Origin of the sequence: Mycobacterium sp. SMC-11 (assembly GCF_046250095.1) — a bacterium.
Lineage (GTDB): Bacteria > Actinomycetota > Actinomycetes > Mycobacteriales > Mycobacteriaceae > Mycobacterium > Mycobacterium heraklionense_A.
This window is the reverse complement of the sequence record NZ_CP176430.1, coordinates 3995504-4022206: the sequence shown is the minus strand read 5'-3', so window position 1 is coordinate 4022206 and position 26703 is coordinate 3995504. Positions and strand designations below refer to the sequence as shown.

The window sequence follows — 26703 nt, the reverse complement described above, 5'->3', positions numbered from 1 at the left end:
CTTCTAGCAGGTCAGCGCCACCGCGGCCTCAGCGGTGTAGCACAGGAACGTACATGTCTCCTGCAGGTAGAGCTGCACGTTCTCGGCATCGTGCGACAGGTAGCCGATCGACACGTCGGTGCCCAACCGCAGGTCGAAATCGCCGCCCCGGGTGGTCAGCACAAACGCACCGTCGATCGCCGGCGCCCAGATGATGTCGCCGGTGACCAGCCGGCGCAGGTGCTCCAGGATCGGATAGCCGTGATCGGAGGTCTCGGCGACCTTGGTGTAGGCGTCCGCGGACAACAGCACCGAGTAGGGGCCGTCCACCCCGGCCAGCCGCAGCGCCGACAACGCCTGGCTGACCACGTCGGGGATGCCGCGCGGGTCCTCCGGCAGCGTCAGCTCCGGGTTCGAGCTCGCACTGCGGATGCCCTCCACCGCGGCGCCCGGGTAGCCACCGAAGATGATCCGGTCCTCGGCGAACGCCAGCTTCTTGGCCGCGGCCTTCACCGGGTCCCAGTCGGGATCCTGCGAGCCCCGCTCGACATCGTCGATCTCGTCCCTCGACAAGGTGAACGGAACCCGCAGGCGCACCAGCGGTTTGCTGTCGCGCAGATGCGCTTCGACGCCGTCGGCCGGGGCGCCGATGCCGGTCAGCCGACCGGTGCCCACCGCGGCCGCCGTCGGGCCGGCCGGCTCGCTGACGTCGACCACCCGGCGCCCGGCGATGTGCCGCTTGAAGGTCCGGGTCGCCTCCTGCTCGATGTCGGCCCAGGCCGCTTCGGTGACCGGGGCCAGATCGCGATACAGGTTGTTCATTGCGAGGTTCCTTTCAGGCTGCCGATGTTCAGTGAGCCGTGAATGCCGGTGGTCTCGACGGGCTCGGAGGGGGTGGCTGTCGCTGCTCCCGGGAGCGGCGGCGGACCGTCGAGGAAGTCGGCGGTGGGGGTGAAGAACATTCCGCCGGTGACCGCGGTGGAGAAGTCCAGGATGCGGTCGGTGTTGCCCGGCGGATCGCCGAGGAACATGTTGCGCAGCATCTGCTCGGTGACTTGGGGCGTCCGCGAGTAGGCGATGTAGTAGGTGCCGGACTCGCCGGAACCCACCGAGCCGAACGGCATGTTGTGCCGCACGATGTCCAGTTCATTGCCGTCTTCGTCGGTGATGACATTGAGCGCGATGTGCGAGTTGGCCGGTTTCACCGCGTCGTCGAACTCGATGTCGTCGGCCTTGGTACGGCCGATCACACGTTCCTGCTCGGTGACCGGCAGCGCCTCCCAGGCGGCCATGTCGTGCAGGTACTTCTGGATGTGCACATAGGAGCCGCCGGCAAAGTCGGGATCGGAGTCACCGACCGCGGTGGCCGCCACCGCTTCATCGTCGACCGGGTTCTCGGTGCCGTCGACGAAACCGAGCAGGTCGCGATTATCGAAGAACCGGAAGCCGTGCACCTCGTCGACCACGGTGATCGCACCGGCCATCGCCTTGACGATCCGCCCCGCCAGCTCGAAGCACACGTCCAGGGTCTCGCCCTTGACGTGAAACAGCAGATCCCCCGGGGTGGCCGGGGCGGTGTGGCGGGGGCCGGTCAGCTCGACGAACGGATGCAGTTCGGCCGGCCGGGGCCCGGCGAACAGCCGGTCCCACGCCTCCGAGCCGATCGAGGTCACCACCGACAGCCGCTTGGTCGGGTCGCGAAAGCCGATCGCCCGGGCGAAACCCGCCAGGTCGGGCAACGCGTCGTGGACGGTCTGCTCGCCGCCGTCGTTGATGGTGGCCACCAGAAAAATGGCCGCACAGGTCAGGGGAGCGGTGACGGGCTGAACGGACGGCACGCTATCGACCCTAACGCCCCCATCGGCGTCCGGATGCGAAAGACTTAACCCCATGGCGGCCACCGCAACCGGATTATGCGAGTTCATCGACGCCTCGCCGTCGCCGTTTCACGCCTGCGCCACGGTGGCTGATCGGCTGCGAGCCGCCGCCTACACCGAGGTCGCCGAAACCGACCGGTGGCCGCAGGCGCCGGGGCGGTATTTCACCGTCCGGGCCGGTTCACTGATCGCGTGGGACTGCAGCGGGGCGAACCCGGCCACCCCGTTCCGGATCATCGGCGCGCACACCGACAGCCCGAACCTGCGGGTCAAGCAGCACCCAGCCCGCGAGGTCGCCGGCTGGCAGATGGTGGCCCTGGCGCCCTACGGCGGCGCTTGGCTGAACTCCTGGCTGGACCGCGACCTGGGGATCAGCGGCCGGCTCTCGGTGCGCAGCGGTGCCGAAAGCTCCGGCATCAGCCACCACCTGGTCCGTATCGACGAGCCGATCCTGCGGGTGCCGCAGCTGGCCATCCACCTGGCCGACGACCGCGCCGCGGTCAAGCTGGATCCGCAGCGCCACGTCAACGCGGTCTGGGGCGACGGCCGGTCCCCGGACTTCCTCGGCTACGTGGCCGACGGTGCCGGCGTGGAACCGCGCGACGTGCTGGGGTTCGACCTGATGACCCACGACCTGGCGCCGTCGGCGGTGACCGGGCTGGGCCAGGAATTCGTCAGCGCGCCGCGGCTGGACAACCAGGCCAGCTGCTACGCCGGCCTGGAAGCCCTGATCGCCGCCAGGCCGGGCCGCTACCTGCCGGTGCTGGTGCTGTTCGACCACGAGGAGGTCGGATCGACGTCGGATCACGGCGCCCAGTCCGATCTGCTGCTAACCGTGCTGGAGCGGATCACCCTGGCCGCCGGCGGCGACCGGGAGGACTTCCTGCGCCGGCTGACCGGCTCCACGCTGGCCTCGGCGGACATGGCGCACGCCACCCACCCGAACTACCCGGACCGTCACGAACCGTGCCATCAGATCGCGGTCAATGCCGGCCCGGTGCTCAAGGTGCAGCCCAACCTGCGCTACGCCACCGACGGCCGCACCGCCGCGACGTTTGCATTGGCCTGCGAGGCGGCCGGGGTGGCGCTGCAGCGCTACGAGCATCGGGCCGACCTGCCCTGCGGCTCGACCATCGGCCCGATGAGCGCCGCACGCACCGGGATCCCCACCGTTGACGTGGGCGCTCCGCAGCTGGCCATGCATTCGGCACGGGAATTGATGGGTGCACGCGACGTGACCTCCTACGCGGCGGCCCTGACGGCATTCCTGGCGCCGGACTGAGCGATTTCGGCGCGATTGCTCCCGCTGAGCGGTCGCAATCGCGCCGAAATCGGTGCCATAGACTGTGCCCGTGACGCCCCCGACCACGCTGGACACCGTCGAACACGCCGCTGCAACGCCCGAGCACCCGCAACCGTTCGCCGAGTTGGGTCTCAAGGACGACGAGTACCAGCGCATCCGCGACATCCTGGGCCGCCGCCCCACCGACGCCGAGCTCGCCATGTACTCGGTGATGTGGAGCGAGCACTGCTCCTACAAGTCCTCCAAGGTGCACCTGCGCTACTTCGGTGAGACCACCACCGACGAGATGCGCAAGGCCATGCTGGCCGGCATCGGCGAGAACGCCGGTGTGGTCGACATCGGCGACGGCTGGGCGGTCACCTTCAAGGTGGAGTCGCACAACCACCCGTCCTATGTCGAGCCGTACCAGGGCGCGGCCACCGGGGTGGGCGGCATCGTGCGCGACATCATGGCGATGGGCGCACGCCCGGTCGCGGTGATGGACCAGCTGCGTTTCGGCGCCGCCGACGCCCCCGACACCCGCCGGGTGCTCGACGGGGTGGTGCGTGGCATCGGCGGCTACGGCAACTCCCTCGGGCTGCCCAACATCGGCGGCGAAACCATCTTCGACCCCTGCTACGCGGGCAACCCGCTGGTCAACGCGCTGTGTGTCGGCGTGCTGAAGAAGGAAGACCTGCACCTGGCGTTCGCCTCCGGTGCCGGCAACAAGATCATCCTGTTCGGGGCGCGTACCGGCCTGGACGGCATCGGTGGGGTGTCGGTGCTGGCGTCGGACACCTTCGGCGGGGATGAGAGCGGCGCAGGCCGCAAGAAGCTTCCGTCGGTTCAGGTCGGCGACCCGTTCACCGAGAAGGTGCTCATCGAGTGCTGCCTGGAGCTGTACGCCGCCAAGCTGGTGGTTGGCATCCAGGATCTCGGTGGTGCTGGATTGTCGTGTGCGACTTCGGAGTTGGCATCGGCCGGCGACGGTGGCATGGCGATTCAGCTGGACAAGGTGCCGCTGCGCGCGGCGAACATGAGTCCGGCCGAGGTGTTGTCCAGCGAGTCACAGGAGCGCATGTGCGCCGTGGTCGCCCCGGAGAACGTGGACGCCTTCATGGCGGTCTGCGCCAAGTGGGACGTGCTCGCCACCGTGATCGGTGAGGTGACCGATGGCGACCGGTTGCAGATCACCTGGCACGGCGAGACCGTCGTCGACGTGCCGCCGCGCACCGTGGCCCACGAAGGCCCGATCTATCAGCGCCCGGTTGCGCGCCCCGAGACACAGGATGCGCTGAACGCCGATCGCTCGGACAAGCTGCCGCGGCCGGCCACCGGGGAGGAGCTGCGCGCGACTCTGCTTGCGCTGCTGGGCAGCCCGCACCTGTGCAGCCGGGCATTCATCACCGAACAGTACGACCGCTACGTGCGCGGCAACACCGTGCTGGCCGAGCACGCCGACGGCGGGATGCTGCGCATCGACGAGGCCTCCGGGCGCGGGATCACCATCTCCACCGACGCCTCCGGTCGTTACACCAAACTCGACCCCTACACCGGGGCGCAGCTGGCGCTGGCGGAGGCCTACCGCAACGTGGCCGTCACCGGCGCCACGCCGATCGCCGTCACCAACTGCCTGAACTTCGGTTCTCCGGAAGACCCCGGGGTGATGTGGCAGTTCGCCGAGGCCGTTCGCGGTCTGGCCGATGGCTGTGCGGCACTGGGGATTCCGGTAACCGGCGGCAATGTGAGCTTCTACAACCAGACCGGCGCCACCCCGATCCACCCCACCCCGGTGGTCGGGGTGCTCGGGGTCATCGATGATGTCGGCCGCCGCATTCCGACGGCATTCGGTGTCGAACCGGGCGAGACGCTGATCCTGCTCGGCGACACCCGCGACGAGTTCGACGGGTCCATCTGGGCGCAGGTGACCGGCGATCACCTGGGCGGACTGCCGCCGAAGGTCGATCTGGAACGCGAGCAGCTGCTCGCCGAGGTGCTGAGCGCGGCATCGCGCGACGGCCTGGTCTCGGCTGCCCACGACTTGAGCGAAGGCGGGCTGATCCAGGCCGTGGTCGAGTCGTCGATCGCCGGGGAAACCGGTTGCCGCATCTTGCTTCCCGAAGACGCCGACCCGTTCGTGTTCCTGTTCTCCGAGTCGGCGGGCAGGGTGCTGGTGGCGGTGCCGCGCACCGAGGAGAGCCGACTGCGGTCGATGTGCGAGGCACGCGGCCTGCCGGCCACCCGTGTCGGCGTGGTGGACCAGGCTTCACAGGAGATCGAGGTCCAGGGCCAGTTCAGCGTGTCGCTGACCGAACTGCGCAGCACCTCCGAAGCGGTGCTGCCGGGGCTGTTCGGATAAAGCCCCAGCGGCATGGAAACGGCCGAGGCAACGGCGAAACACCCGCTGCTGGTGTGGGCGTGGAGTCTGCTGCGGCTGAAGTTCGTCGGGGTGGCGTTCGGTGCGCTGTTCTTCTGCCTGTCGCTGACCCCGTCGCTGTTGCCGCGCGACTGGGTGTTTCAGGGGCTGATCGGCGGGATCAACGCGGCCTTCGGCTACGGGTTGGGCGTGCTGATCGGCGCCACGGTGGAATGGTTCCTTCTGCGCGGCGCCAGCTGGTGGCCGCCCCCGCGCCCGGCGTTGCTCGCCCTCAAGGCAACGGTGGTGGTGGCGGCCCCGGCCGCGTGCGTTCTGATGCTGATCCCGGCCGCCGGCTGGCAGCGCCAGGTCTCTGAGCTGCTGGGCATCGAAGGCCCGGCAACACTGGGCTACCTGCGCACCCTCGGGGTGGCGATCGGGGTCGCGGCCGCGCTGGTTGCCACGGTGCGAGTGCTGATCGACGCCAGTCGGCTGCTGGCGCGGGCCTTGATCCGGCGGTGGCACCTGCACCGCGAGGTCGCCATGTTCATCGGCAGCGCGATCGTCGTCGTACTGCTCACCATGTTGATCAACGGCGTGCTGATCCGCGGTTTCTTCGCCGGCGCCAGCGCGGTGTTCCAGCCCGAGGACAGCGCCACCGTGGCCGGAACGATCCAGCCCCTGCAACCGGAGCGATCCGGCAGCCCTGACTCGTTGGCCCCCTGGGCCAGCCTGGGCAGTCAGGGCCGCAGCTTCGTCGCCGGGGGACTGCACGCCGCCGAGCTCACCCGCATCAACGGACGGCCCGCCCGCGAACCCATCAGGGTGTATGCCGGGCTGCACAGCGCCGGCGACGACCAGGCGCGAATGCAGCTGCTGCTCGACGAACTAGACCGCACCCACGCCTTCGACCGTCAGGTGTTGGTCGTGGTGCCCACCACCGGCACCGGATGGGTCGACCCGGCCGCGGCCGATGCGCTGGAGATGCTCTACAACGGCGACACCGCGATCGTGGGCGTCCAGTACTCCTACCTGCCGAGTTGGATCTCTTTTTTGGCCGACCAGCGCAAGTCGATGGATTCGGGACGGCTGCTGGTGCGCACCATCGCCGAGCGGTGGCGAGGTCTTCCGGTAGGGCAGCGGCCCAAGCTGGTGCTCTACGGCGAGAGCCTGGGATCGATGGCCGGGCAGGCCGCGTTCGACTGGCTGCCAGACATCGCCGACATGGGCTACGAGTCCGTGCTGTGGGTGGGGCCGCCGCAAGCCAGCCCGCTCTGGCACGCATTGCTGGTGCGGCGCGACCCCGGCAGCACCGCCGTGTTGCCCCGCTACGACAACGGTCGCACGGTGCGGTTCTCGCAGGGCACGGTGCCGGCCGAGATCGCCCGGATCGCCGCGCCGCCGTGGGACGGCACCCGGGTGCTGTTCCTGCAGCACGCCTCCGACCCGGTGGTGTGGTGGTCGACCGACCTGCTGTTCGCGCGGCCGGACTGGCTGACCGAACCGCCCGGCCCGGACCGCACCGCATCCATGCGCTGGTACCCGGTGGTGACGTTCTGGCAGGTCACCGCCGACCTGTTCCACGGTGAGCAGATGCCCGCGGGGCACGGCCACAACTACGCCGACACGATCCTGGACGGGTGGGTGGCGGTGGTTCCGCCCGACGGCTGGACGCCGGCTGACACCGAGCGGGTGCGCGCGGCGCTGCGGGGCCAGTAGCTGGGCCCGGGTACCGCCGAACCGTGACATGCGGGATGCTTCAACCCATGCAGCGCTACACCCGTGACGGCCTAGTTTTCGACGTTCGCGACGCTGGGCCGCCCGACGGGCCCGTTGTGGTGCTGCTGCACGGCTTCCCGCAGCGAAACGACAGCTGGAACGCCGTCATCGACCGGCTCACCGCCGCGGGCTACCGATGCCTGGCGCCCAACCAGCGCGGCTATTCACCCGGTGCCCGGCCGCCGCGGCGCCGCGACTATCGCATGTCCGAACTCGTCGCCGACATCGGCGCGCTGATCGACGCCAGTGGCGCGCAGCGCGTGCACCTGGTGGGCCACGACTGGGGTGCCGCGGTGGCGTGGGGAGTGGCGGCCGAACTGCCCGAGCGGCTCGCCACAGTGTCGCCGGTGTCGGTACCGCACCCCGCTGCCTTCCTGAAGTCGTTTGTCACCAGCCGCCAGGGTCTGGCGTCGTGGTACATGGGGTTCTTCCAGCTGCCGTGGCTGCCGGAGTGGTTGCTCACGCGCGGGAATGGCGCCGTCGCCGCCAGGGCTCTGCGGCGAAGCGGGCAGAGTTCGGCCGCGGCCGAACGGGATGCGCAGGGCATGATCGAGCCGGGCGCGCTGACCGGCGGGCTCAATTGGTACCGAGGCCTGCCGCTGTCGAATCTGCGCGACAGCAACCAGCGGATCTCGGTGCCGACGATGTACGTCTGGAGCGACGACGACATCGCGCTCAAGCCCAAGGCGGCGCGCAACACCGCCCGCTATGTCGACGCGGACTACCGCTTCGAGGTCATGGCTGGCGTCTCACACTGGATCCCCGACACCGAGCCGGACCGGCTCGCCGACCTGCTGCTGGACTGGTTCGCCGCGCACCCCATCGACTGAGCCATGGCCGCCGCCCGCTCACATTCACAGCCTGACCCGGCGCAGACTCGCGCAGCCGTGCTGGCGCTCGCGGCGTGGCTGCGCGACGAGACGCTGCCCGCCCCGGATCGGACAGAGTTGGCCGCCGCGGTCCGTCTGACCGCGCGCACCCTGGCCGAGCTGGCCCCCGGTGCCAGCGTCGAGGTGCGAATCCCGCCGTTCGTCGCCGTGCAGTGCATCGCCGGGCCGCGGCACACCCGCGGCACCCCGCCCAACGTGGTCGAGACCGATCCGCGCAGCTGGCTGCTGCTGGCCGCCGGGCTACTGGAGACCGGCGAGGCGACCGCGGCCGGAAAACTGCGATTGTCGGGTTCCCGAGCCGGCGAGATCACCGATTGGTTGCCGTTGGTGAAACTTGACGCATGTTGACCGTAGACTGAACGTCGTCACTGTGGCCCGTCCCCTTGGAGCAGCTGAAACGTGCCGGACCAGCAGGTAGTAGACCTTGAGAATGCACCCCGCGAGGAGTGCGGCGTCTTCGGAGTTTGGGCTCCCGGCGAAGAAGTAGCGAAGCTCACTTATTACGGCCTGTATGCGCTGCAACACCGTGGCCAGGAGGCCGCCGGCATCGCCGTCGGCGACGGGTCGCAGGTGCTGGTCTTCAAAGACCTGGGCTTGGTCAGCCAGGTGTTCGAGGAGCAGACGCTGTTGGCGATGCCCGGGCACGTGGCGGTCGGGCACTGCCGCTACTCCACCACCGGCGACACCACCTGGGAGAACGCCCAGCCGGTGTTCCGCAACACCGCCGCCGGCACCGGCGTGGCGCTGGGCCACAACGGCAACCTGGTCAACACCGCCGAACTGGCCGGCCGGGCCCGTGAATTGGGTCTGATCGACACCCGCCGTCCCGGCGTGGCCACCACCGACTCCGACATCCTGGGCGCGTTGCTGGCGCACGGCGCCGCCGACACCTCCTTGGAGCAGGCGGCACTGGAACTGCTGCCGACGGCGCGTGGTGCGTTCTGCCTGACCTTCATGGACGAGAACACCCTGTACGCGGCCCGCGACCCGTGGGGCGTGCGGCCGCTGTCGCTGGGCCGGCTCGACCGCGGCTGGGTGGTGGCCTCGGAGACCGCGGCGCTGGACATCGTGGGAGCCTCGTTCGTCCGCGACATCGAACCCGGCGAGCTGCTGGCGATCGACGCCGACGGGGTGCGCTCCACCCGGTTCGCCAACCCCACCCCGAAGGGGTGCGTCTTCGAGTACGTCTACCTGGCCCGGCCGGACAGCACCATTGGCGGCCGGTCGGTGCACGCCACCCGGGTGGAGATCGGCCGGCGGCTGGCCCGCGAGCATGCGGTGGAGGCCGACCTGGTCATCGGCGTGCCGGAGTCCGGCATTCCCGCCGCGGTGGGCTACGCCCAGGAGTCCGGGATCGACTACGGACAGGGCCTGACCAAGAACGCCTATGTCGGGCGGACCTTCATCCAGCCGTCGCAGACCATCCGTCAGCTCGGTATCCGGCTGAAGCTCAACCCGCTGCGGGAGATCATCCGCGGCAAGCGGCTGATCGTCGTCGATGATTCGATCGTGCGGGGCAACACCCAGCGCGCCCTGGTGCGGATGCTGCGCGAGGCCGGTGCCGTCGAGGTGCACGTGCGGATCGCCTCCCCGCCGGTGAAGTGGCCGTGCTTCTACGGCATCGACTTCGCCTCGCCGGCCGAGCTGATCGCCAACGCCGTCGAGGACGAGGCCGAGATGGTCGAAGCGGTGCGGCGCGCCATCGGCGCCGACAGTCTCGGCTATGTCAGCCAGGAAGACATGATTGCGGCCACCGAGCAGCCCAAATCGCGGTTGTGCTGCGCCTGTTTCGACGGCAGCTACCCGATCGAGCTGCCCGACGACAGTGCCCTGGGCAAGAACGTCGTCGAACAGATGTTGAGCAACACCGCGCGCAAAGCCGAGAGCGACAACGACGCCGCGCTGAGCCCGTCCTAACCCGAAGTCAGTCCTTCAGGAACTCCTGAGGCTGACTTCAAGCCCAAGTATCAACTACTTGACACTGAACATGCCGCTCGATAGCGTCGGCGCCAACGAGACTCGTGACCCGGCGTGAGGACAGGAGTGGTTGTGGCGCGTTTTCCCAAGCCGCCCGAGGGCAGTTGGACTCAGCACTATCCCGAGCTCGGTACCGAACCGGTGTCGTACCGCGATTCCATCAGTCCCGATGTCTACGAGAAGGAACGCGCGGCGATCTTCCGGCGGGCCTGGCTGAATGTCGGTCGGGTAGAGCAGGTTCCGCGGAAGGGCAGCTATTTCACCCGGGAACTCAAGGTGGTCAACACCTCGATCATCCTGGTGCGAAACGGATCTGGCGAGATCAAGGCGTATCACAACGTTTGTCGGCACCGCGGCAACAAGCTGGTGTGGGACACCATGCCGCTGGAGGAGGCGAGCGGGACCTGCCGCCAGTTCACCTGCAAGTACCACGCCTGGCGCTACGACTTGGATGGCAATCTGGCCTTCGTTCAGCAGGAGGAAGAGTTCTTCGACCTCGACAAGAGTCGCTACGGCTTGGTCGCCGTGCACTGTGACGTCTGGGAAGGATTCATCTTCGTCAACTTCGCCGCCACCCCGGAGCAGTCGCTGCGCGAATTCCTCGGGCCCATGGTTACGGCGTTGGACGGCTACCCCTTCGGGCAGATGACATCGCGATGGCAATACCGCTCGTCGGTCAACTCCAACTGGAAGCTGTTCCTCGACGCGTTCCAGGAGTTCTATCACGCGCCGGTGCTGCACGGGAACCAGACGCCGACGGCCTTTCGGGTGGCGGCCGAACAGGCCGGTTTCGAGGCGCCGCACTATCAGATCGAGGGCCCGCACCGCCTGGTGAGCACCTCAGGTGTTCGGGCCTGGGAGATGTCGTCGGAGATGCGTAAGCCGATCGAGGATATCTGCCGGAGCGGGCTTTTCGGGCCGTGGGATCCGCCGGATATCGGCCCGATGCCCGACGGCCTCAATCCCGCGAAATGCGATCCGTGGGGCTTGGATTCGTTTCAGATCTTCCCTAACTTCACGATCGTGTTCTGGGGTCAGGGCTGGTATCTGACCTACCATTACTGGCCGACGGGGCACGACTCGCACATTTTCGAAGGGACACTGTACTTTCCGCAGCCGCGGACTCCTCGCGAGCGGGTCGCGCAAGAACTCGCGGCGGTGTCGTTCAAGGAGTACGGGCTGCAGGACGCCAGCACCTTGGAGGCCACCCACACGATGATCGGCACCGGGGTGGTGGACCGCTTCCTGCTCAACGACCAGGAGGTGCTGATCCGGCACTTTCACGCCGAGACCGCCGCGTGGATCGCCGAACACGAGCGCGCCACGGCCGAGGTATGAGGGATCGTGACCGCCATGCTGCCAAAGGAATTCGCTGATCTCGAACCGTTCAACCAGTGGTGCCTGTCGTCTGAACCGGAGCGCTACGCCAAACGTCTGAACAGTTCCATGTCAGACATGCAGGCGTTCTATGACGCCATCACGGCACGCGCCGAAGAGGCGCTGGCCTACTGCGACAAGTTCAGCCTCGACGACCTGCCCGAGGATGTGCTGAACCTGATGCACCTGTTGTATTCCATGATCACGGTGGCATTCCCGGCCGAAGCCTGGAAGCAGCCGCGCGTTCCGGACTCGGGCGCGGCCGTCATCGAGTGCGTCGCCGAGCCGTTCCCGTGAGCCGCCCGGTGCGTGAGAAGTGTGTGGTGCGGGCCGATCGGTGGCTCGACGTCGACGCCGGCGTGGTGCACTCACCCGCCGTCGTGGTGGTCGAGGACGGGCGGATCGCCGCCATCAATCCCGAGGCGCCCGTTCCGGTTTCGCCCGACGACATCGACCTCGGCGACGTCACGCTGCTGCCCGGGCTGATGGACATGGAGCTCAACCTGCTCATCGGTGGGCCGGGCAGTCCAGAGGGGCTTCCCACCCCGCTGCACGGCGTGCAGGACGATCCCGCCTACCGCACATTGCGCGCCGCGGTCAACGCACGAACCACACTGGAAGCCGGCTTCACCACCGTCCGCAACCTGGGGTTGATGGTCAAGACCGGTGGTTACCTACTCGACGTCGCGCTGCAGCGCGCGATCGACCAGGGCTGGCACGCGGGTCCGCGGATCTACCCCGCCGGCCATGCGGTCACGCCCTACGGTGGTCACCTGGATCCGACGGTCTTCCAACGGCTCGCGCCCGGCGTGATGCCGCTGTCGGTCGCCGAGGGCATCGCCAACGGCGTGCCGGATGTGATCGCCTGCGTGCGCTACCAGATCCGGCACGGCGCCAAGCTGATCAAGGTGTCGGCCTCCGGCGGGGTGATGTCACACAGCACCGCCCCGGGTGCCCAGCAGTACTCCGACGCCGAATTGGCCGCAATCGCCGACGAGGCGCATCGGGCCGGGGTGCGGGTCGCCGCACATGCCATCGGCGACACCGCGATTCGGGCATGCATCCGGGCCGGCATCGACTGCATCGAACACGGTTTCCTGGCCACTGATGAAACGCTGGCGATGATGGTGGACCACGGCACCTTCCTGGTCTCCACCACCTACTTGACCGATGCCATGGCTGTCGACCGGATCGCTCCAGAGCTGCGCAAGAAGGCGGCCGAGGTGTTTCCGCGGGCCAAAGCCATGTTGCCCCGGGCGATCGAGGCCGGTGTACGCATCGCGTGCGGCACCGATGCGCCGGCAATCCCGCATGGCCAGAACGCCAAAGAGTTGTGCGCCCTGGTGGAGCGCGGTATGACACCGGTGCAGGCGCTGCGGGCGGCCACCGTGGTCAGTGCCGATCTCATCGACGCCGCCCACGAACTGGGCAGGCTGGCCCCGGGCTACTGCGCCGATATCATCGCCGTACCGGGCGACCCGACCCGGGACATCGGCACCACCGGAGACGTGCGATTCGTCATGAAGGACGGCCGAGTCTGCAAGCGCAGTTGATAGGGAAGCAGGACATGGATCTCACCAACAACATCCTGTGGCTGCTCAAGCAGGCCTTCTACTACTCGCTGACGACCGTGAACGAGGCGATCAGCGACCACGGGGTGAGTACCGCCCAGATCGGCCTGTTGCGTCAACTCGCCGGCGAACCGGGGTTGTCCGGCGCCGAACTGGCCCGCCGCCTGCTCATCACTCCACAGGGTGTGCAACTGGCCCTGAGTGCGCTCGAGCGCCGCGGATTGGTGGAGCGCAAGCAGGATCCCCACCACGGCCGAATCCTGCGGGCCTATCTGACCGAGGAGGGGCGCGCGGTGACCTCGGCGGTCGTCACCGACGCGCTCGCCGCGCACGATCAGGTGTTCGGTGTGCTGAGCCCCGACGAGCAGGAGACGTTGCGGGCGCTGCTGGCTCGGGTCGTCGAGCAGGGCACCGGCCACACCCTATTCGCCGACCACGTGGAGCCCTAAGGGCGCCGTCCCGGCAGGTCCGAACATCCAACACTTGAGATCAATAACAAGTACTTGATAACATTGCGGCGAGGACGTCCAGGGTTGCGATTCGCCGATCGACGCCGAAGGGGATGCAATGACCACCGAGGTGCCGCAGCGGGTCGCCGTGGTCACCGGTGGGGGCTCGGGCATGGGCGAGGCCACCTGCCACGAACTGGGCCGGCGCGGCTATCGCGTCGCCGTTCTCGACGTCAATGGCCAAGCCGCGCAGCGGGTTGCCGACGACGTGCGGGGCCAGGGCGCGACCGCGCTGGGCGTCGAGGCCGACGTCACCGATCGGGCTGCCGTCGACGAGGCCTTCACAGGAGTGCGCAGCGAACTCGGCCCGGTCGCGGCGCTGGTCACCAGCGCCGGACTCTTCGGCTACTCGGCCTTCGCCGACATCACGCCCGAGGCCTGGGCCCGGATCATCGACGTCAACCTGACCGGCACCTTTCACTGCTGCCAGGCTGCATTGCCAGACATGGTCGCCGCCGGGTGGGGGCGCATCGTGATGATCTCCTCGTCCAGCGCTCAGCGCGGATCACCGTTCGCGGCGCACTACGCCGCGTCCAAGGGAGCGGTCATCACCCTGACCAAATCGCTGGCTCGCGAATATGCCGCGCAGGGCATCACGGTCAACAACATCCCGCCGTCGGGTATCGAGACGCCCATGCAGCACCAGGGCCAAGTGGCCGGGTACCTGCCGCCGAACGAGCAGATCGCGGCCAACATCCCGATGGGACGGCTGGGCGCGGCCTCGGACATCGCCGCGGCGGTCGGATTCTTGTGTTCGGAGGAAGCCGGTTTCATCACCGGCCAAGTACTCGGCGTCAACGGAGGGGCGGTGTTGTGACAGAACAACGTTCGGTGCGATCCGGCCGCACAGCGCAGGGCTCGTGGACCGAGCACTACCCGGAATTGGGCACCGGCCCTATCTCTTTCGCCGACTCCACATCCCCTGAGTTCTTCGAACTCGAACGCGAAGCGGTGTTCAAACGTGCCTGGCTCAACATCGGGCGCGTCGAGGAACTTCCCGAACACGGCAGTTATGCCACCAAGGAGATCGAAGCCGCCCGGGCGTCGGTGCTTCTCGTCCACACCGACCAGGGAATCCGCGCCTTCGGTAACGTCTGCCCGCGCTGCGGAACCAAGCTCGTCTGGCACGAATTTCCCGACCGCGAGACCGCCGGACAAGTCGAGGCGATCACCTGCAAGCGCTGCCGCCGCACGCACGAATTCGACGGTGCCGACACCGCGGCCCTGATGCCGCTGCACTGCGACATCTGGAACGGCTTCATCTTCGTCAACCTCGACACCGAACCGCGTCAGAATCTGCGGGAATTCCTCGGTCCGATGATCACCGGCCTCGACGGCTACCCGTTTGAGAAGCTGACCGAACGCTATGACTGGGTGGCCCACAACAACAGCAACTGGAAGATCTTCGCCGACGCGTTCCAGGAGTACTACCACGTTCCGGCACTGCATTCCCAGCAAGTGCCGGCCCAAGTCCGGGTGCCCGGCGCCGGATTCACTTGCGGCCATTTCCAACTCGACGGACCGCACCGATTGGTCTCCACAGCCGGGCGGCGGCGATGGCTGCTCCCCCCGGAGTACATGTACCCGATCGAGCGGGCCACCCGCAGCGGGCTGGTCGGTCCCTGGGAGACGCCCGACATCGGCGAGCTGCCGGCCGGGCTGAATCCGGGCGGCATCGAACCGTGGGGGATCAGCAACTTCCAGATCTTCCCCAACACCGAGATCCTCATCTACGGCGGCTGGTACCTGCTCTACCGGTACTGGCCCACCTCGCACAACACCCACCGATTCGAGGCCCACACCTACTTCCACCCGGCCCGCACCGTGCGCGAGCGCATCGAACACGAGGTGGCGTCGGTGGTGCTCAAAGAGTTTGCGCTGCAAGACGCCGGCATGCTCGGCGGCACCCAGGCCGCGCTGGAGTACGGCATCGTCGACGACTTCCCTCTCAACGATCAGGAGATCCTGGTGCGGCACCTGCACAAGGTGGTCGCCGACTGGGTGGACGACTACCGGCGCGCGCACGCCGGTGTAGGGGCGGCGCAATGACGGTCCCACGGCTGCCCAGCGCCTTCGCCGAGCTCGAGCGCTTCGCTGAAACCTGGTGCTTGCCAACCGAAACCGAACGTTTCAAACAGAGGCTGTCCAGCACCATCGGCGAGCTGCGGCAATTCTACGACGCGTTCTTTCCGCGGTTGGAAGAAGCGATCGAATACTGCGACAAATTCGCCCTGGACGAACTTCCCGAGGACGCGCTGCACCTGCTGCACCTGATCTATTCACTGGTGATGGTGGCTATGGCAGTGGAGATCATGGGCCAGCCCGCCCCCGTCGACGCCGCCGACGCCGTCATGACCCGCACCGGCTGGCCCATCCCGTAGCGGTCAACAGCGCGAAAACCCTTGTGAGAAAGGTCAGGCCGATGAGTCTGCTCACCATCAACAAGCTGACGTCCTCAGTCGGCGCCGAGGTCCTCGGCGTCGACCCGCGGCAGCTAGCTGCCGCGGAGGATCACGCGAAGCTGGGAGCCGCGGTGCTCGAAGCGTTGGAAGACAACGGCGTTCTGGTCTTCCGGGGCCTGCGTATCGACCCCCGCGCCCAGGTTGCGTTCTGCGGCCGGCTGGGCAGCGTCGACTACTCCGCCGACGGCCATCACGAAGTCGCGGGCATCTACCCGGTCACGCTGAACCGGTCCAAGAACTCCTCCGCGAGCTACCTGCGCGCCACCTTCGACTGGCACATCGACGGGTGCACGCCGACCGGCGACGAATACCCGCAGAAGGCCACCGTGCTCTCGGCGGTGCAGGTAGCAGAGCGCGGCGGCGAGACCGAATTCGCCAGCTCGTACGCCGCCTACGACCTGCTCACCGACGACGAGAAGCGACGCTATGGCGCACTGCGCGTCGTCCACTCACTGGAGGCTTCCCAGCGGCGGGTCACCCCCGACCCATCCCCGGAAGATCTGGCCCGGTGGCGGGCCCGGCCCACCCATGAACATCCCCTGGTCTGGACGCACCGCAACGGGCGCCGATCACTGGTGCTCGGTGCCTCCGCCGACTACGTCGTCGGCATGGATCTGCAGGAGGGGCGGGCCCTGCTGGACGAACTGCTCACGCGTGCCACCGTGGCCGATCGGGTCTATCGCCACCACTGGTCGGTGGGAGACACCGTCATCTGGGACAACCGTGGCGTCCTGCACCGGGCCGCCCCCTATGACCCGGATTCTCCCCGGGAAATGCTGCGCACCACGGTGCTCGGTGACGAACCCATCCGGTGACCGCAGTTTTCGAAGGAGATGACATGACCGACCCGTCAACGGAGAGCGAGCTTTTCGTCGCCACGGCGCGTGCATTCCTGGACAAGACCGCGGGGCTGCGCGATTACCGCGACCTGCATGCACGGGGCAGCTCCTACGACGCGGCATGGTGGCGGCAGGCCGCCGACCTCGGCTGGGCCGGCCTGCTGGTGCCCGAGGAACTCGGCGGCGGCAGCGTCTCGGGCTGCGGCCTGCACGACCTGGCCGCGATCGCCACCGAGATCGGACGCACCGTGGCGCCCGGGCCGCTGTACCCGGTGAGCGTGGTCCTGGCCGGCCTCGTCGACGCCGACAACCGGGACACCCATGCGCGCGACATAGCGGCGCTGACTGCGGGGGAGACGGTGGCGACCTGGGCTGCCGACGAGCCCGGTCGTGGCTTTCGTCCTCATCAGCCGGGCCTGACCGCAACCAGCATCGCCGGCGGCTACCGGCTCAACGGGGTCAAGGATCGGGTGGAGGCCGGAGACCGCGCGGACCTGGTGCTGATCGGCGCTCGCACCGACGACGGTGCGGTGCGCCAGTTCCTGGTCCGCACCGACAGTGCCGGAGTGCGGGCGACGCCGCAGCCCGGCATCGATCTGGTGAAGCAGTACGCGCGCATCGAATTCAGCGATACCGAAGTCGAGGCATCCGCGGTGGTCGGCACCGCGGCACAGACCGGTGCGCTCATCGACCGCCAGACCCAGGTCGCGATCGCGCTGGTGTGCGCCGAGACGGCCGGGGCCCTCGACGCCGTCATGGCCATGACCGTCGCCTGGGCTCGCGACCGGTACAGCTTCGGCCGGCCGCTGGCGTCCTACCAGGCGATCAAACACCGACTCGCCGACATGACCATGTGGCTGCACGCCTGCCACGCGATCACCGCCGGTGCGGTGGACAAGGTCGCCGCGCGGGATCCCGACGCCGCCATGTGGGCCGGCGCGGCCAAGTCCTATCTCGGTGAACATGCCGGCCGGCTGATTCAGGAGTGCGTGCAACTGCACGGCGGGATCGGCGTCACCTGGGAACACGACCTGCACCTGTATCTGCGCCGGGCCACCCTGTACCGGAATCTGCTCGGCACTCCCGCCGAGCACCACCAGGCCATCTACGCGGCCGCCAGCAGCACGGAGCCCGCCGCATGACCGACATCACCGTGGAGGCCTTCGCCGCCTCGGCGCGCGACTGGCTGGCCGCCAATATGCCGCGCCTGGATCCGCAGCACCCCCCGCGCAACGGGCGCGACGACGACGGCGCCTGGCAGCGCGCACGCGAGCTGCAGCGGCGGCTGTACGCCGGCGGCTTCGCCGGGATCTGCTTCCCCCGTGAATACGGCGGACTCGGCCTGGACCTGCGCTATCAGAAGGCCTTCGACGCGGTGTCCGCCGGCTACGAGATGCCGCTGATCCTCAACGTCCCGACCTTCACCATCTGCTGCGCCACCCTGCTCGACACCGGCAGTGAGGAACAGAAGCGCCGCCACATCAGCGCCGCGCTGCGCGGCGACGAGGTGCTGGTGCAGCTGCTCTCGGAGCCCAGCGGCGGATCCGATCTGGCCGGCCTGATCACCCGCGCCGAGCGCGACGGCGACGAGTGGGTGGTCAGCGGGGCCAAGACGTGGAGCACCAGCGCGTTCGCCGCCGACTTCGGGCTGCTGCTGGCCCGCACCGATTCGACGGTGCCCAAGCACGACGGGCTGACCATGTTCCTGGTGCCGATCGAGGCGCCCGGCGTCACACTGCGCCGCATCGAGCAGGTCGACGGCTCCAACGAGTTCTGCGAAGAGTTCTTCGACGGGTTGCGGCTCGGGCCCGACACGGTGGTCGGCGAGGTCAACAAGGGCTGGGACGTCGCGTCGCGGCTGCTCTACCACGAGCGGCGGGCGGTGGGGCAGGGTTCGGAGTTCGCCAGCGGGCGCGGCCCCGAACGCACCGAGATGGCCGCCGGCGACTTCCTGACCCTGGCGCACGACGCCGGTACCGCGGACGACCCGCTGACCCAGGACCAGATCGGCCGGGTGCTGGCCCGGCGCATGGTGCGCGACAAGCTCATCGACTATGCCGGGCGCGGCATGCGCAGCGGTGCACTTCCGCCCGCTGCGGCATCGATCATCCGGCTGTTCCATTCCGATGTGACCTACCTGGAGGTCGACACCGCCATGGCGGTCGCCGGTCCGTTGGCCGTGGTGGACGACGAGGCGCACCTGCTCAGAGCCGGCCGGCGGTATCTGTCACGGCAGACCGTGGGCCTAGGCGGGGGCAGCGACGAGATGGCGCGCAACGTCATCGCCGAACGCGTTCTGGGCCTGCCTCGCGAGTACGCCGCCGACCGCGGCGTACCGTTCAATCAGGTCCGCCATAACCGGCTCTGAACCCGTAACGTCGAGCGCAATACCGAACGCAGTCGGCGACCGGTAGCCTTTACCGCGATGACCTCAGCAGAATCAAGCTCCCAGGGCGTTACCTACGCATCGGCCGGAGTGGACATCGACGCCGGTGACCGGGCCGTCGAATTGTTCAAACCGTTGGCCGCCAAGGCCACCAGGCCGGAGGTGCGGGGTGGCCTCGGCGGCTTCGCCGGCCTGTTCGCCCTGCGCAACGACTACCGTGAGCCGCTGTTGGCGTCCTCCACCGACGGCGTGGGCACCAAGCTGGCGATCGCCCAGGCACTGGACAAGCACGACACCGTCGGCATCGACCTGGTGGCCATGGTCGTCGACGACCTGGTTGTCTGCGGCGCCGAGCCGCTGTTCCTGCAGGACTACATCGCCGTCGGCCGCACCGTGCCCGAACGCGTCGCCGCGATCGTCTCCGGCATAGCCGAAGGGTGTGTGCAGGCTGGCTGCGCGCTGCTGGGTGGGGAGACCGCCGAGCACCCCGGCCTGATGGAACCCGATCACTACGACATCTCCGCGACCGGTGTCGGCGTGGTGGAGGCCGACGACGTACTGGGCCCCGACCGGGTCCGCCCCGGCGACGTGCTCATCGCGATGGGCTCCTCGGGCCTGCACTCCAACGGCTACTCGTTGGCCCGGGCGGTGCTGCTGGACATCGACCGGATGAACCTGGCCGGCCACGTCGAGGAGTTCGGCCGCACCCTCGGTGAGGAACTGCTGGAACCGACACGCATCTACGCCAAGGACTGCCTGGCGCTGGCCGCCGAGACCCAGGTGCGCACGTTCTGCCACGTCACCGGCGGGGGCTTGGCAGGCAACCTGGCCCGCGTCATCCCCGACGGGCTGATCGCCGAGGTGGACCGTGGCACCTGGACGCCGGCTCCGGTGTTCGCGATGATCGCCCAGCGCGGACGGGTGAGCCGCGCGGAGATGGAGAAGACGTTCAACCTGGGCGTCGGCATGGTTGCCATCGTCGCGCCGGAGGACACCGACCGCGCGCTGGCCATCCTGACTGCCCGCCACGTCGACTGCTGGCCGCTCGGCACAGTCGCCAAGCCGGGGAAGAACGCCGAACCGGGAGACGGGGCCACGCTGGTCGGGGAGCACCCGAGGTTCTAGGCCCTAGCGAGCCTGTCCAGCCCCATCAGGTCCAGCCCTATCAGGGCCGGTCAGGACCGGCGGTACGACTGGCGCTCAGCGGCGCCAGTCGTCGTCGCCATTCCAGGAGTCGTCACCGTCGGAGTCGTTGACCTCAGACCCAGCCAGCTCACGTTGGAGCTGGGAGAAATCGGTCGACGGTGAGCTGTACTTCAGCTCTCGAGCAACCTTGGTCTGCTTCGCCTTAGCCCGGCCGCGGCCCATGGGGGGACCCCCTCGCGCAATAACGGAGCGGCCCAACGAGCAGGCGGCTCCGATCTGAATGTGTTTATTGTCCTGCCGACAGCTTACCGTGCCGATCGCGGAGCTGCCGACCTGCCCTGTGCCGGTGTGACCACTATCAAAGCCGGCCCCGCAGCCGGTCGACGGCGAGCCGCCCCGCCCCGCGCACGTCCGGCGGCGGCATCGATTCCGGGTCGATCACCGCACTGACCTCGGCGTCGGCGCCGGTCAGCAGCGGGGTATCGGCCGGGAGCCCGCGTTTGAGCAGCGCCAGCGCGATCGGACCCAGTTCGAAATGGTCCACCACCGTGCCCAGCCGGCCCACCGAGCGCCCGCCTGAGGTGACCGGATCTCCCGTCGAGGGCCGGTCCACCGATCCATCGAGGTGCAACAGCACCAGCATTCGCGGCGGTTTGCCCAGGTTATGCACCCTGGCTACTGTCTCCTGCCCGCTGTAGCACCCCTTGTCCAGGTGCACCGCGCCGACGCCGGGTCCGCCGATCCAGTTCAGCTCGTGCGGGATGGTGCGCTCGTCGGTGTCCACGCCCAACCGCGGGCGCCCCGCGGCCACGCGGTCGGCTTCGTAGGCCCATATTCCGGCGGGCCGCACCCCGGCCTGGGTCAGCCGCCGCTGCCACTGGCTCTTCTCGGCGCGCGGCACCAGCAGTTCCAGCGCATCGTGGCTCGGCGCCCGCCGAACGAAACCCCCGGAATCACCGACCGGCGCCGCTGTCGCCCCGAGTGGTGCGGCTAGTCCCAACGCCTCGAGGACAGCCGGAGCATCCCGGTCAGGGCCCAACAGCGACAGCACCGCAAGATCCGCGGGCTCGATGGCAACGTCGGCCCAGAACACCATCTTGCGCAGATGTTCGGTCAGCGGCGCGCCCCGCCACGGCTCGGTGTCGAGGTAGGTCCGCTCGCTGCCCTCGGTCTGGACCCAGTGATTCTGGATATGGCCCTTGGCGTCCAAAGTCAGGTTCTCGGTGCTGGCGCCGTCGGGAAGGTCGGCGACGTGCTGGGTGCACAGGCTGTGCAGCCAGGTCTTGCGGTCCGCGCCGCCCAGCGTGAGCACCGCGCGGTGGGACCGATCCACCAACACGGCTGCGGTTTCAGCGCTGCGCTGTTCGCCGAACGGGTCGCCGTAATGCCAGACAGCGCCCGCGTCGGGGCCGGAATCAGGTGCGGGGACGGCGGACACGGCTCAACTCTACGGAGCCGCTACGCTCACGGTCCATGGCAGCGGAGGCCGATGTGGAAGACAGCGTCGTGACGATCGTCACCGTGGGCGGCGGGCTTGCCGCAGCCGGCTCGCCGCTCTTGCACGCCGACGATCTGGCGGCGCTGCGCGGCGATGGGGTCTTCGAGACGCTGCTGGTGCGCGACGGCGCCGCCTGCCTGCTCGATGCTCACCTGCGGCGGCTGGCGCGCTCCGCCGAGCTGATGGACCTGCCGGCCCCCAACCTGGACGACTGGCGCCGTGCCGTCGACGAAGCGGTGCAGCAGTGGGCCGGAACGGGCGAGGGCGCACTGCGAATGATCTACAGCCGGGGCCGAGAAACCGGTTCGGCGCCAACCGCATACGTAATGCTGACCCCGCTGCCGGAACGCATCGCGGCGGCCCGCCGCGAGGGCGTGGCGGCGATCACCTTGGACCGTGGTCTGTCGGCGCAGGGTCTGGAGCTGCCGTGGCTGCTGGCCGGCGCCAAGACGCTGTCTTATGCGGTGAACATGGCGGCGCTGCGGTACGCCGCCAAACAGGGCGCCGACGACGTCATCTTCATCAGCTCCGACGGTTTCGTCTTGGAGGGGCCGCGCTCCACGGTGGTGCTGGTGGAGCCCGGACGGCTCATCACCCCGCCGCTGTCGCACCCGATCCTGCGCGGCACCACCCAGGAGGCACTGTTCGACGTGGCTCGCGCCGCGGGTTACCAATGCGAATACGCACCGTTGCGACCGTCGGATCTCGCTGCGGCGCAAGATCTCTGGCTGGTGTCGAGCATCACCTTGGCCGCACGGGTGCACACCTTGGACGGCCGGGCGCTACAACCGCGGGTGTCCGAGCAGGAATTCGCCGGCCTGGTCGACACCGCAATCGGCCACTGAACGCGTTGACTCTGCGGCTAGGGCGCCAAAGTGCGAGAAGCCTCCGCCCTCAGCGCAGAGTCACCGTGAAGGGTCAGCCGATGAAGCGGGACAGTCGCGCCGACAGGTGCGGCACCAGCTCGCCGTCGGCGTTCACCCGCTCCTCGACATAGGCCAGGTCACCGTCCTCGACGATCCCGTACAGCCGCTTGGCCCCGCCGATCAGCGCACCCGATTTGCTGCGGGCCAGCGCATCGGTGACCAGCTCCCAGGAGGCCGGGCCGTGCGGGCGCCCGTAGAACAGCTCGACATACCCGGTGGAGTGCGCCAGCAATAGTTCGATGGCCTGCGACTCGTCGGGGTCGTCCGGATCGTCCACGAACCGCCAGAAGCCGGTTTCGCGTAGGGCCGGTTGGCTGGACTCGTCGTCGTCGGACAGCCGCCAGGACCGCGCTTCCCAGTTCAGGTAGTCGCCGCCGTCGTGGGACACCACGATCTGCTGACCGAACCGATAGTCGCCCTGCGTGCCGTGGCCCACGCCTTCACCGCGCCACACCCCGACCAACGGCAGCAGCGCCAACAGCGCGTCGTGCAGGTTCGCACCCTCACGCAGGTTGGCGGTATCGGTGAACGGCAGGTCGTCGAAGACCGGAATGTTGCGTGCCGCGGTCTGCTTGGCACGCTCAGCGGCGGCCGCTACCGCACGGTCGCCGGAACCCCGGTCGACCTGGCGCTCGCCGGCATCCGGCGTACCCCCGTCGGAGGCACTCACATCTCGTCGGTAATCAGCCGATACAGCGTGTACAGCGCAAACCAGGTGATCAGGCCAGTAGCCGCCACCAGCATCAACTCGAAGAACAACACCACGGGGGGAAGTCTATCGCGAGTCGTCAGGCGACTTTGATGTCGACCTCGTGGATGCCCGCCCCGGAGGGCGTCACCACGGCGTCACCGTTACCGGCCGAGGACAGGGCACGCACCCTCCAGGCACCTGGAGCGGCGAAGAACCGGAAGTCACCGGTGGCCGAGGCCACGACCTCAGCGGTGAACTCGTCCGAGGAGTCCAGCAGTCGGACAAAGGCGCCGCCGACGGACGCACCGGAGCTGTCCACCACGCGGCCGGTGATCACGGTCTCCTTCTCCAGGTCGACGTTGGCAGGCAGGGCGAGCCCTTGCTTGGGTCCAGAGCACATATCAGCTTCCCAATTCGATCGGGGCGCCCACCAGGGAGCCGTATTCCATCCAACTACCGTCGTAGTTCTTTACGTTGCGATGTCCGAGCAGCTCACGCAGCACGAACCAGGTGTGCGACGAACGCTCACCGATACGGCAATAGGCGATGGTCTCCTTCTGACCATCCAGGCCGGCGTCGGCGTACAGCTTGGCCAGCTCCTCATCGGACTTGAAGGTGCCGTCCTCGTTGGCGGCACGACTCCACGGCACGTTGATCGCGCTCGGGACGTGGCCGCGCTGCTGGCTCTGCTCCTGAGGCAGGTGGGCTGGAGCCAAGATCTTGCCGGAGAACTCCTCGGGGGAGCGCACGTCGACGAGGTTCTTGGTGTTGATCGCCGCGACCACCTCGTCGCGGCGGGCCCGCAGCGATTCGTCCAGCGGCCTGGCGGTGTAGGACGTGGCGGGCCGACTGACGGCTTCGCTCGACAGCGGACGTCCGCCGAGCTCCCACTTCTTGCGGCCGCCGTCGAGCAGCTTGACGGACTCGTGTCCGTAGAGCTTGAAGTACCAGTAGGCGAAGGCGGCGAACCAGTTGTTGTTGCCGCCGTAGAGGATCACGGTGTCGTCGTTGGCGACGCCGCGCTCGGAGAGCAGCTTGGAAAACGCGGCCTCGTCGATGACGTCGCGGCGTACCGGGTCCTGCAGGTCCTTGCGCCAGTCCAGCCGGATGGCGCCCGGGATGTGATTGATGTCGTAGACGCTGGTGTCTTCGTCGACTTCGATGAACACCGTGTTGGGCGCGTCGAGATTGCTCTCAGCCCAGTCGGTGGAGACCAGGACGTCAGAGCGTGCCATGGTGGGAATCCTTTCCGATTACTTCCAGGGAAGATGCTGGGGTCACGCCGTAGTCGGCCGCAGGCGTACGACGAGTGGGTAGAGCTGGCAGCCCAGACAGATGCCGAAGGCGGCGTTGAGGAAGGCCGCCGCCAGTGCGAAGGCCGTCGCGATCAGGCCGACTGCCGGGGCGAACGCGAACCCGGCGACGCCGATCACGGCGAACACCAGGCCGACGAGCTGGGCGAAGCGCAGCGGCGCCACCGGCTCACGTTCGGTGACCGGCCCCAGCCGCGGAGCCACCAGCCGGGCGAACAGCAATCCGTAGGGGTGCCGGCGGGGGCCCGCGGTCGCGCCGATCGCGAAGACGACGGCTTGGGCGGCCAGCAGAACGGCCGCGCCGACTCGGCTGAATCCGGCGATGAGCAGGACGGCCACCAGTACGGCGGTGGTGATCCAGGCGGTGAACCGGGGACCCCGGACGTCTACCTGTTGGACTTGGGCGGTGTCGGTGTCGATATTCCGCATGAAATGCTCCTGGCTGTCGTGGCGAGTGGCTGGTGGAGACATGCCACGGTTTCCCGGGCGCTCCGATAGCGACGCGAAAACGCGCGTCTCAGCGACAACGACAACAACAGCAGCCCGCGGTGCGGCACAGGTCGACTGCGCGGCGCTTGGTGAGCACAAGCTCAAGGCGGGCGAACACGACGTACAGCCTACCCAACCGAGGGGCCGTCAAGCCAACAGAGGTTCCAGCGCAGAACGCAGGTCCGCCGACGTCGGGACACCGGCGGCGCGGTACCGCTGGCGCCCTTCGGCATCGAAGATCACCGTGGTCGGCAGCGACAGCACCGAGAACCTGCGCGCCGCATCGGGGTTGGCGTCGATGTCGATTTCGTGATGGGCGACACCGCCGAGGTCATCGCAGACCTTCTCCACCACCCGGCGCACGCCGGCGCATGGCCCGCACCATGGCGCGGAGAAATGCACCACTGCCGGGCGTCCCGGTTCCAGCCCCAAAAAAGCGGCATCGGAAGCGGCGGCGGTGTCGTCGCCAGTCTCGGAGTCGGGCAGCTGTCGCAACACACCGGCCCGTCGGTTCAGCCACCATCCGATCGCTCCGGCGAATACCAGGGCGGCGAAGATCGCGACGATGCTCATCTTTGACGGAACTCCGGCAGGGTGACCGTCATTCCATCGGCGATGCCCTCGATGATCACATCGGAGCCGCGCGCACCCTGGCTGGTCGGGATCAAGCCGAACGGCAGCCGCTGCTGAGGCAGGCTGCCGCGGAACGCGGTGAGCACCGCGGCGCGCTGCTCCTCGGGCACAGTCTGGTCGGCGGTGTCCGGCCCGGTAAGGATGCCGGTCGGGGTGATCACCAACGTGCTGTGGTCTTCCCCGCCGATGGACAGGTCCACGGCCACGCTCACCCGCTTGCCGAAACCCGCTGGCGTGCCGGTGAATACCAGCCCGTGGCTGCTCGAAATTCCGGACTCGGTGGTGCCGCCGGTGTTGTCGTTGGTCTCGGCCGGCGGCGCCTCCACCATCAGGTCGCGGATGCCCAGGTACCGGCCCAAATGCACCGAGCCGATGATGATCCGGCTCTCCAGCCTCGCCACCGGGATCGGGGCGTCCGGACGGAACCGCCAAGTGGCTTCGGTCAAGTCGACCGAGTGCATGGTGGCCTCCAGCATCGACTTGCCGATCATCGGCTGCTCGACGGCCGGGGCCTTGATCTCCACTTCGGTGTAGTGATCGCGGCGCGCCTGCGGCAGAAACGGGAAGCCCAGGATCGCCACGAACGGGTCCGCGCGCAGGTCCGTGGCCCGCCGTACCGCCCGCGACAACTGGTACTCGGCATAGACGCTTGCTCCGAAATCGACCCCGACGGCCACCAAGACCAGGGCCGCGATCGCGGCCGACATACCGATAAGCACCCTG

At 68.3% G+C, this 26703-nt stretch carries 29 protein-coding genes; 18 read left to right on the top strand and 11 right to left on the bottom strand.

Going from position 1 to position 26703, the window contains the following annotated elements:
* Positions 1-3: 3 nt before the first annotated feature.
* Both ACKY0X_RS19115 and ACKY0X_RS19110 read right to left on the bottom strand, forming a co-directional pair.
* Positions 4-801 carry a family 1 encapsulin nanocompartment shell protein gene (locus ACKY0X_RS19115; RefSeq protein WP_409427305.1) on the bottom strand — a complete coding sequence of 266 codons (798 nt, stop codon included), beginning with the start codon at positions 799-801 and terminating at the stop codon, positions 4-6.
* Positions 798-1871, bottom strand: coding sequence for a Dyp-type peroxidase (locus ACKY0X_RS19110; RefSeq protein WP_409427304.1), 1074 nt, complete (start codon positions 1869-1871; stop codon positions 798-800). Before ACKY0X_RS19110 ends, ACKY0X_RS19115 begins: the two co-directional genes overlap by 4 nt.
* On the opposite strand from ACKY0X_RS19110, the gene ACKY0X_RS19105 reads away from it, so the two are divergent.
* From ACKY0X_RS19105 to purM, 17 genes are all read left to right on the top strand, one after another.
* On the top strand, positions 1870-3138 hold the full coding sequence (locus ACKY0X_RS19105; RefSeq protein ID WP_409427303.1) for a M18 family aminopeptidase: 1269 nt from the start codon (positions 1870-1872) through the stop codon (positions 3136-3138). The two genes, ACKY0X_RS19110 and ACKY0X_RS19105, sit on opposite strands and share 2 nt — an antisense overlap.
* Before the next feature lie 88 nt (positions 3139-3226).
* Positions 3227-5497 (top strand): phosphoribosylformylglycinamidine synthase subunit PurL, encoded by a 2271-nt coding sequence (purL, locus tag ACKY0X_RS19100; RefSeq protein WP_409429702.1) that lies wholly within the window; start codon positions 3227-3229, stop codon positions 5495-5497.
* A gap of 12 nt (positions 5498-5509) precedes the next feature.
* A complete protein-coding gene (locus ACKY0X_RS19095; protein WP_409427302.1) occupies positions 5510-7213 on the top strand; it encodes an alpha/beta hydrolase in 1704 nt (567 codons plus the stop codon).
* 47 nt (positions 7214-7260) lie between these two features.
* A complete protein-coding gene (locus tag ACKY0X_RS19090; RefSeq protein ID WP_409427301.1) occupies positions 7261-8103 on the top strand; it encodes an alpha/beta fold hydrolase in 843 nt (280 codons plus the stop codon).
* 3 nt (positions 8104-8106) lie between these two features.
* Positions 8107-8511, top strand: coding sequence for a sterol carrier family protein (locus tag ACKY0X_RS19085; RefSeq protein WP_409427300.1), 405 nt, complete (start codon positions 8107-8109; stop codon positions 8509-8511).
* Positions 8512-8562: 51 nt separating this feature from the next.
* The gene (gene purF / locus ACKY0X_RS19080; protein ID WP_409427299.1) at positions 8563-10080 is read left to right on the top strand and encodes an amidophosphoribosyltransferase; all 1518 of its coding nucleotides are present in this window, start codon (positions 8563-8565) and stop codon (positions 10078-10080) included.
* A gap of 132 nt (positions 10081-10212) precedes the next feature.
* Positions 10213-11478 carry an aromatic ring-hydroxylating oxygenase subunit alpha gene (locus ACKY0X_RS19075; RefSeq protein WP_409427298.1) on the top strand — a complete coding sequence of 422 codons (1266 nt, stop codon included), beginning with the start codon at positions 10213-10215 and terminating at the stop codon, positions 11476-11478.
* A gap of 15 nt (positions 11479-11493) precedes the next feature.
* Positions 11494-11814, top strand: coding sequence for a hypothetical protein (locus ACKY0X_RS19070; protein ID WP_207543171.1), 321 nt, complete (start codon positions 11494-11496; stop codon positions 11812-11814).
* Positions 11811-13070 carry an amidohydrolase family protein gene (locus ACKY0X_RS19065; RefSeq protein ID WP_409427297.1) on the top strand — a complete coding sequence of 420 codons (1260 nt, stop codon included), beginning with the start codon at positions 11811-11813 and terminating at the stop codon, positions 13068-13070. Before ACKY0X_RS19070 ends, ACKY0X_RS19065 begins: the two co-directional genes overlap by 4 nt.
* Before the next feature lie 14 nt (positions 13071-13084).
* The gene (locus ACKY0X_RS19060; protein ID WP_065040960.1) at positions 13085-13537 is read left to right on the top strand and encodes a MarR family winged helix-turn-helix transcriptional regulator; all 453 of its coding nucleotides are present in this window, start codon (positions 13085-13087) and stop codon (positions 13535-13537) included.
* A gap of 118 nt (positions 13538-13655) precedes the next feature.
* Positions 13656-14414: an SDR family NAD(P)-dependent oxidoreductase gene (locus ACKY0X_RS19055; RefSeq protein ID WP_409427296.1), complete on the top strand. Its 759-nt coding sequence runs from the start codon at positions 13656-13658 to the stop codon at positions 14412-14414.
* Entirely contained in the window at positions 14411-15646 is a 1236-nt protein-coding gene (locus tag ACKY0X_RS19050) for an SRPBCC family protein (protein WP_409427295.1), read from the top strand. The genes ACKY0X_RS19055 and ACKY0X_RS19050 overlap by 4 nt, the downstream gene beginning before the upstream one ends.
* On the top strand, positions 15643-15978 hold the full coding sequence (locus tag ACKY0X_RS19045) for a hypothetical protein (RefSeq protein ID WP_409427294.1): 336 nt from the start codon (positions 15643-15645) through the stop codon (positions 15976-15978). The genes ACKY0X_RS19050 and ACKY0X_RS19045 overlap by 4 nt, the downstream gene beginning before the upstream one ends.
* A 41-nt stretch (positions 15979-16019) precedes the next feature.
* Positions 16020-16874 carry a TauD/TfdA dioxygenase family protein gene (locus tag ACKY0X_RS19040; protein ID WP_409427293.1) on the top strand — a complete coding sequence of 285 codons (855 nt, stop codon included), beginning with the start codon at positions 16020-16022 and terminating at the stop codon, positions 16872-16874.
* 23 nt (positions 16875-16897) lie between these two features.
* Positions 16898-18040 carry an acyl-CoA dehydrogenase family protein gene (locus ACKY0X_RS19035; RefSeq protein ID WP_409427292.1) on the top strand — a complete coding sequence of 381 codons (1143 nt, stop codon included), beginning with the start codon at positions 16898-16900 and terminating at the stop codon, positions 18038-18040.
* Positions 18037-19266 (top strand): acyl-CoA dehydrogenase family protein, encoded by a 1230-nt coding sequence (locus tag ACKY0X_RS19030; RefSeq protein ID WP_409427291.1) that lies wholly within the window; start codon positions 18037-18039, stop codon positions 19264-19266. The genes ACKY0X_RS19035 and ACKY0X_RS19030 overlap by 4 nt, the downstream gene beginning before the upstream one ends.
* Before the next feature lie 57 nt (positions 19267-19323).
* Positions 19324-20409: a phosphoribosylformylglycinamidine cyclo-ligase gene (gene purM, locus ACKY0X_RS19025; RefSeq protein ID WP_046286889.1), complete on the top strand. Its 1086-nt coding sequence runs from the start codon at positions 19324-19326 to the stop codon at positions 20407-20409.
* A 75-nt stretch (positions 20410-20484) separates the two neighbouring features.
* Here the strand turns inward: purM and ACKY0X_RS19020 are convergent, their stop codons facing one another.
* Entirely contained in the window at positions 20485-20652 is a 168-nt protein-coding gene (locus ACKY0X_RS19020; RefSeq protein WP_082108471.1) for a DUF3073 domain-containing protein, read from the bottom strand.
* A 136-nt stretch (positions 20653-20788) separates the two neighbouring features.
* Positions 20789-21868, bottom strand: a complete 1080-nt coding sequence (locus ACKY0X_RS19015; RefSeq protein WP_409427290.1) for a YgfZ/GcvT domain-containing protein — start codon at positions 21866-21868, stop codon at positions 20789-20791.
* 35 nt (positions 21869-21903) lie between these two features.
* Between ACKY0X_RS19015 and ACKY0X_RS19010 the strand changes: the two genes are divergently transcribed.
* Complete coding sequence (locus tag ACKY0X_RS19010) at positions 21904-22773, top strand: aminodeoxychorismate lyase (protein WP_409427289.1); 870 nt, start codon at positions 21904-21906, stop codon at positions 22771-22773.
* A gap of 73 nt (positions 22774-22846) precedes the next feature.
* On the opposite strand, the gene ACKY0X_RS19005 is transcribed toward ACKY0X_RS19010, so the two are convergent.
* The 7 genes from ACKY0X_RS19005 to lmeA all read right to left on the bottom strand — a co-directional run bounded on the left by ACKY0X_RS19005 (position 22847) and on the right by lmeA (position 26687).
* The gene (locus tag ACKY0X_RS19005; RefSeq protein ID WP_065040949.1) at positions 22847-23524 is read right to left on the bottom strand and encodes an FABP family protein; all 678 of its coding nucleotides are present in this window, start codon (positions 23522-23524) and stop codon (positions 22847-22849) included.
* Positions 23525-23642: 118 nt separating this feature from the next.
* Positions 23643-23945: a DUF1416 domain-containing protein gene (locus ACKY0X_RS19000; RefSeq protein ID WP_046286426.1), complete on the bottom strand. Its 303-nt coding sequence runs from the start codon at positions 23943-23945 to the stop codon at positions 23643-23645.
* 1 nt (position 23946) lies between these two features.
* A complete protein-coding gene (locus tag ACKY0X_RS18995; protein ID WP_409427288.1) occupies positions 23947-24780 on the bottom strand; it encodes a sulfurtransferase in 834 nt (277 codons plus the stop codon).
* A 42-nt stretch (positions 24781-24822) separates the two neighbouring features.
* Positions 24823-25287 (bottom strand): DUF4395 domain-containing protein, encoded by a 465-nt coding sequence (locus ACKY0X_RS18990; RefSeq protein ID WP_409427287.1) that lies wholly within the window; start codon positions 25285-25287, stop codon positions 24823-24825.
* An 88-nt stretch (positions 25288-25375) separates the two neighbouring features.
* A complete protein-coding gene (locus ACKY0X_RS18985; protein ID WP_353617130.1) occupies positions 25376-25444 on the bottom strand; it encodes a putative leader peptide in 69 nt (22 codons plus the stop codon).
* Between the two features lie 50 nt (positions 25445-25494).
* Positions 25495-25920 carry a TlpA family protein disulfide reductase gene (locus tag ACKY0X_RS18980; RefSeq protein WP_409427286.1) on the bottom strand — a complete coding sequence of 142 codons (426 nt, stop codon included), beginning with the start codon at positions 25918-25920 and terminating at the stop codon, positions 25495-25497.
* Positions 25917-26687, bottom strand: a complete 771-nt coding sequence (lmeA, locus tag ACKY0X_RS18975) for a mannan chain length control protein LmeA (protein ID WP_409429701.1) — start codon at positions 26685-26687, stop codon at positions 25917-25919. Before lmeA ends, ACKY0X_RS18980 begins: the two co-directional genes overlap by 4 nt.
* Positions 26688-26703: the final 16 nt, after the last annotated feature.

Bases quoted from the DNA above. Each gene is read 5' to 3' on its own strand.
- ACKY0X_RS19115 (WP_409427305.1), bottom strand. From the start codon at position 801: ATGAACAACCTGTATCGCGATCTGGCCCCGGTCACCGAAGCGGCCTGG.
- ACKY0X_RS19105 (WP_409427303.1), top strand. From the start codon at position 1,870: ATGGCGGCCACCGCAACCGGATTATGCGAGTTCATCGACGCCTCGCCG.
- ACKY0X_RS19110 (WP_409427304.1), bottom strand. From the start codon at position 1,871: ATGGGGTTAAGTCTTTCGCATCCGGACGCCGATGGGGGCGTTAGGGTC.
- ACKY0X_RS19095 (WP_409427302.1), top strand. From the start codon at position 5,510: ATGGAAACGGCCGAGGCAACGGCGAAACACCCGCTGCTGGTGTGGGCG.
- ACKY0X_RS19090 (WP_409427301.1), top strand. From the start codon at position 7,261: ATGCAGCGCTACACCCGTGACGGCCTAGTTTTCGACGTTCGCGACGCT.
- ACKY0X_RS19085 (WP_409427300.1), top strand. From the start codon at position 8,107: ATGGCCGCCGCCCGCTCACATTCACAGCCTGACCCGGCGCAGACTCGC.
- ACKY0X_RS19070 (WP_207543171.1), top strand. From the start codon at position 11,494: ATGCTGCCAAAGGAATTCGCTGATCTCGAACCGTTCAACCAGTGGTGC.
- ACKY0X_RS19060 (WP_065040960.1), top strand. From the start codon at position 13,085: ATGGATCTCACCAACAACATCCTGTGGCTGCTCAAGCAGGCCTTCTAC.
- ACKY0X_RS19055 (WP_409427296.1), top strand. From the start codon at position 13,656: ATGACCACCGAGGTGCCGCAGCGGGTCGCCGTGGTCACCGGTGGGGGC.
- ACKY0X_RS19045 (WP_409427294.1), top strand. From the start codon at position 15,643: ATGACGGTCCCACGGCTGCCCAGCGCCTTCGCCGAGCTCGAGCGCTTC.
- ACKY0X_RS19040 (WP_409427293.1), top strand. From the start codon at position 16,020: ATGAGTCTGCTCACCATCAACAAGCTGACGTCCTCAGTCGGCGCCGAG.
- ACKY0X_RS19035 (WP_409427292.1), top strand. From the start codon at position 16,898: ATGACCGACCCGTCAACGGAGAGCGAGCTTTTCGTCGCCACGGCGCGT.
- ACKY0X_RS19030 (WP_409427291.1), top strand. From the start codon at position 18,037: ATGACCGACATCACCGTGGAGGCCTTCGCCGCCTCGGCGCGCGACTGG.
- purM (WP_046286889.1), top strand. From the start codon at position 19,324: ATGACCTCAGCAGAATCAAGCTCCCAGGGCGTTACCTACGCATCGGCC.
- ACKY0X_RS19020 (WP_082108471.1), bottom strand. From the start codon at position 20,652: ATGGGCCGCGGCCGGGCTAAGGCGAAGCAGACCAAGGTTGCTCGAGAG.
- ACKY0X_RS19010 (WP_409427289.1), top strand. From the start codon at position 21,904: ATGGCAGCGGAGGCCGATGTGGAAGACAGCGTCGTGACGATCGTCACC.
- ACKY0X_RS19000 (WP_046286426.1), bottom strand. From the start codon at position 23,945: ATGTGCTCTGGACCCAAGCAAGGGCTCGCCCTGCCTGCCAACGTCGAC.
- ACKY0X_RS18995 (WP_409427288.1), bottom strand. From the start codon at position 24,780: ATGGCACGCTCTGACGTCCTGGTCTCCACCGACTGGGCTGAGAGCAAT.
- ACKY0X_RS18990 (WP_409427287.1), bottom strand. From the start codon at position 25,287: ATGCGGAATATCGACACCGACACCGCCCAAGTCCAACAGGTAGACGTC.
- ACKY0X_RS18980 (WP_409427286.1), bottom strand. From the start codon at position 25,920: ATGAGCATCGTCGCGATCTTCGCCGCCCTGGTATTCGCCGGAGCGATC.
- lmeA (WP_409429701.1), bottom strand. From the start codon at position 26,687: ATGTCGGCCGCGATCGCGGCCCTGGTCTTGGTGGCCGTCGGGGTCGAT.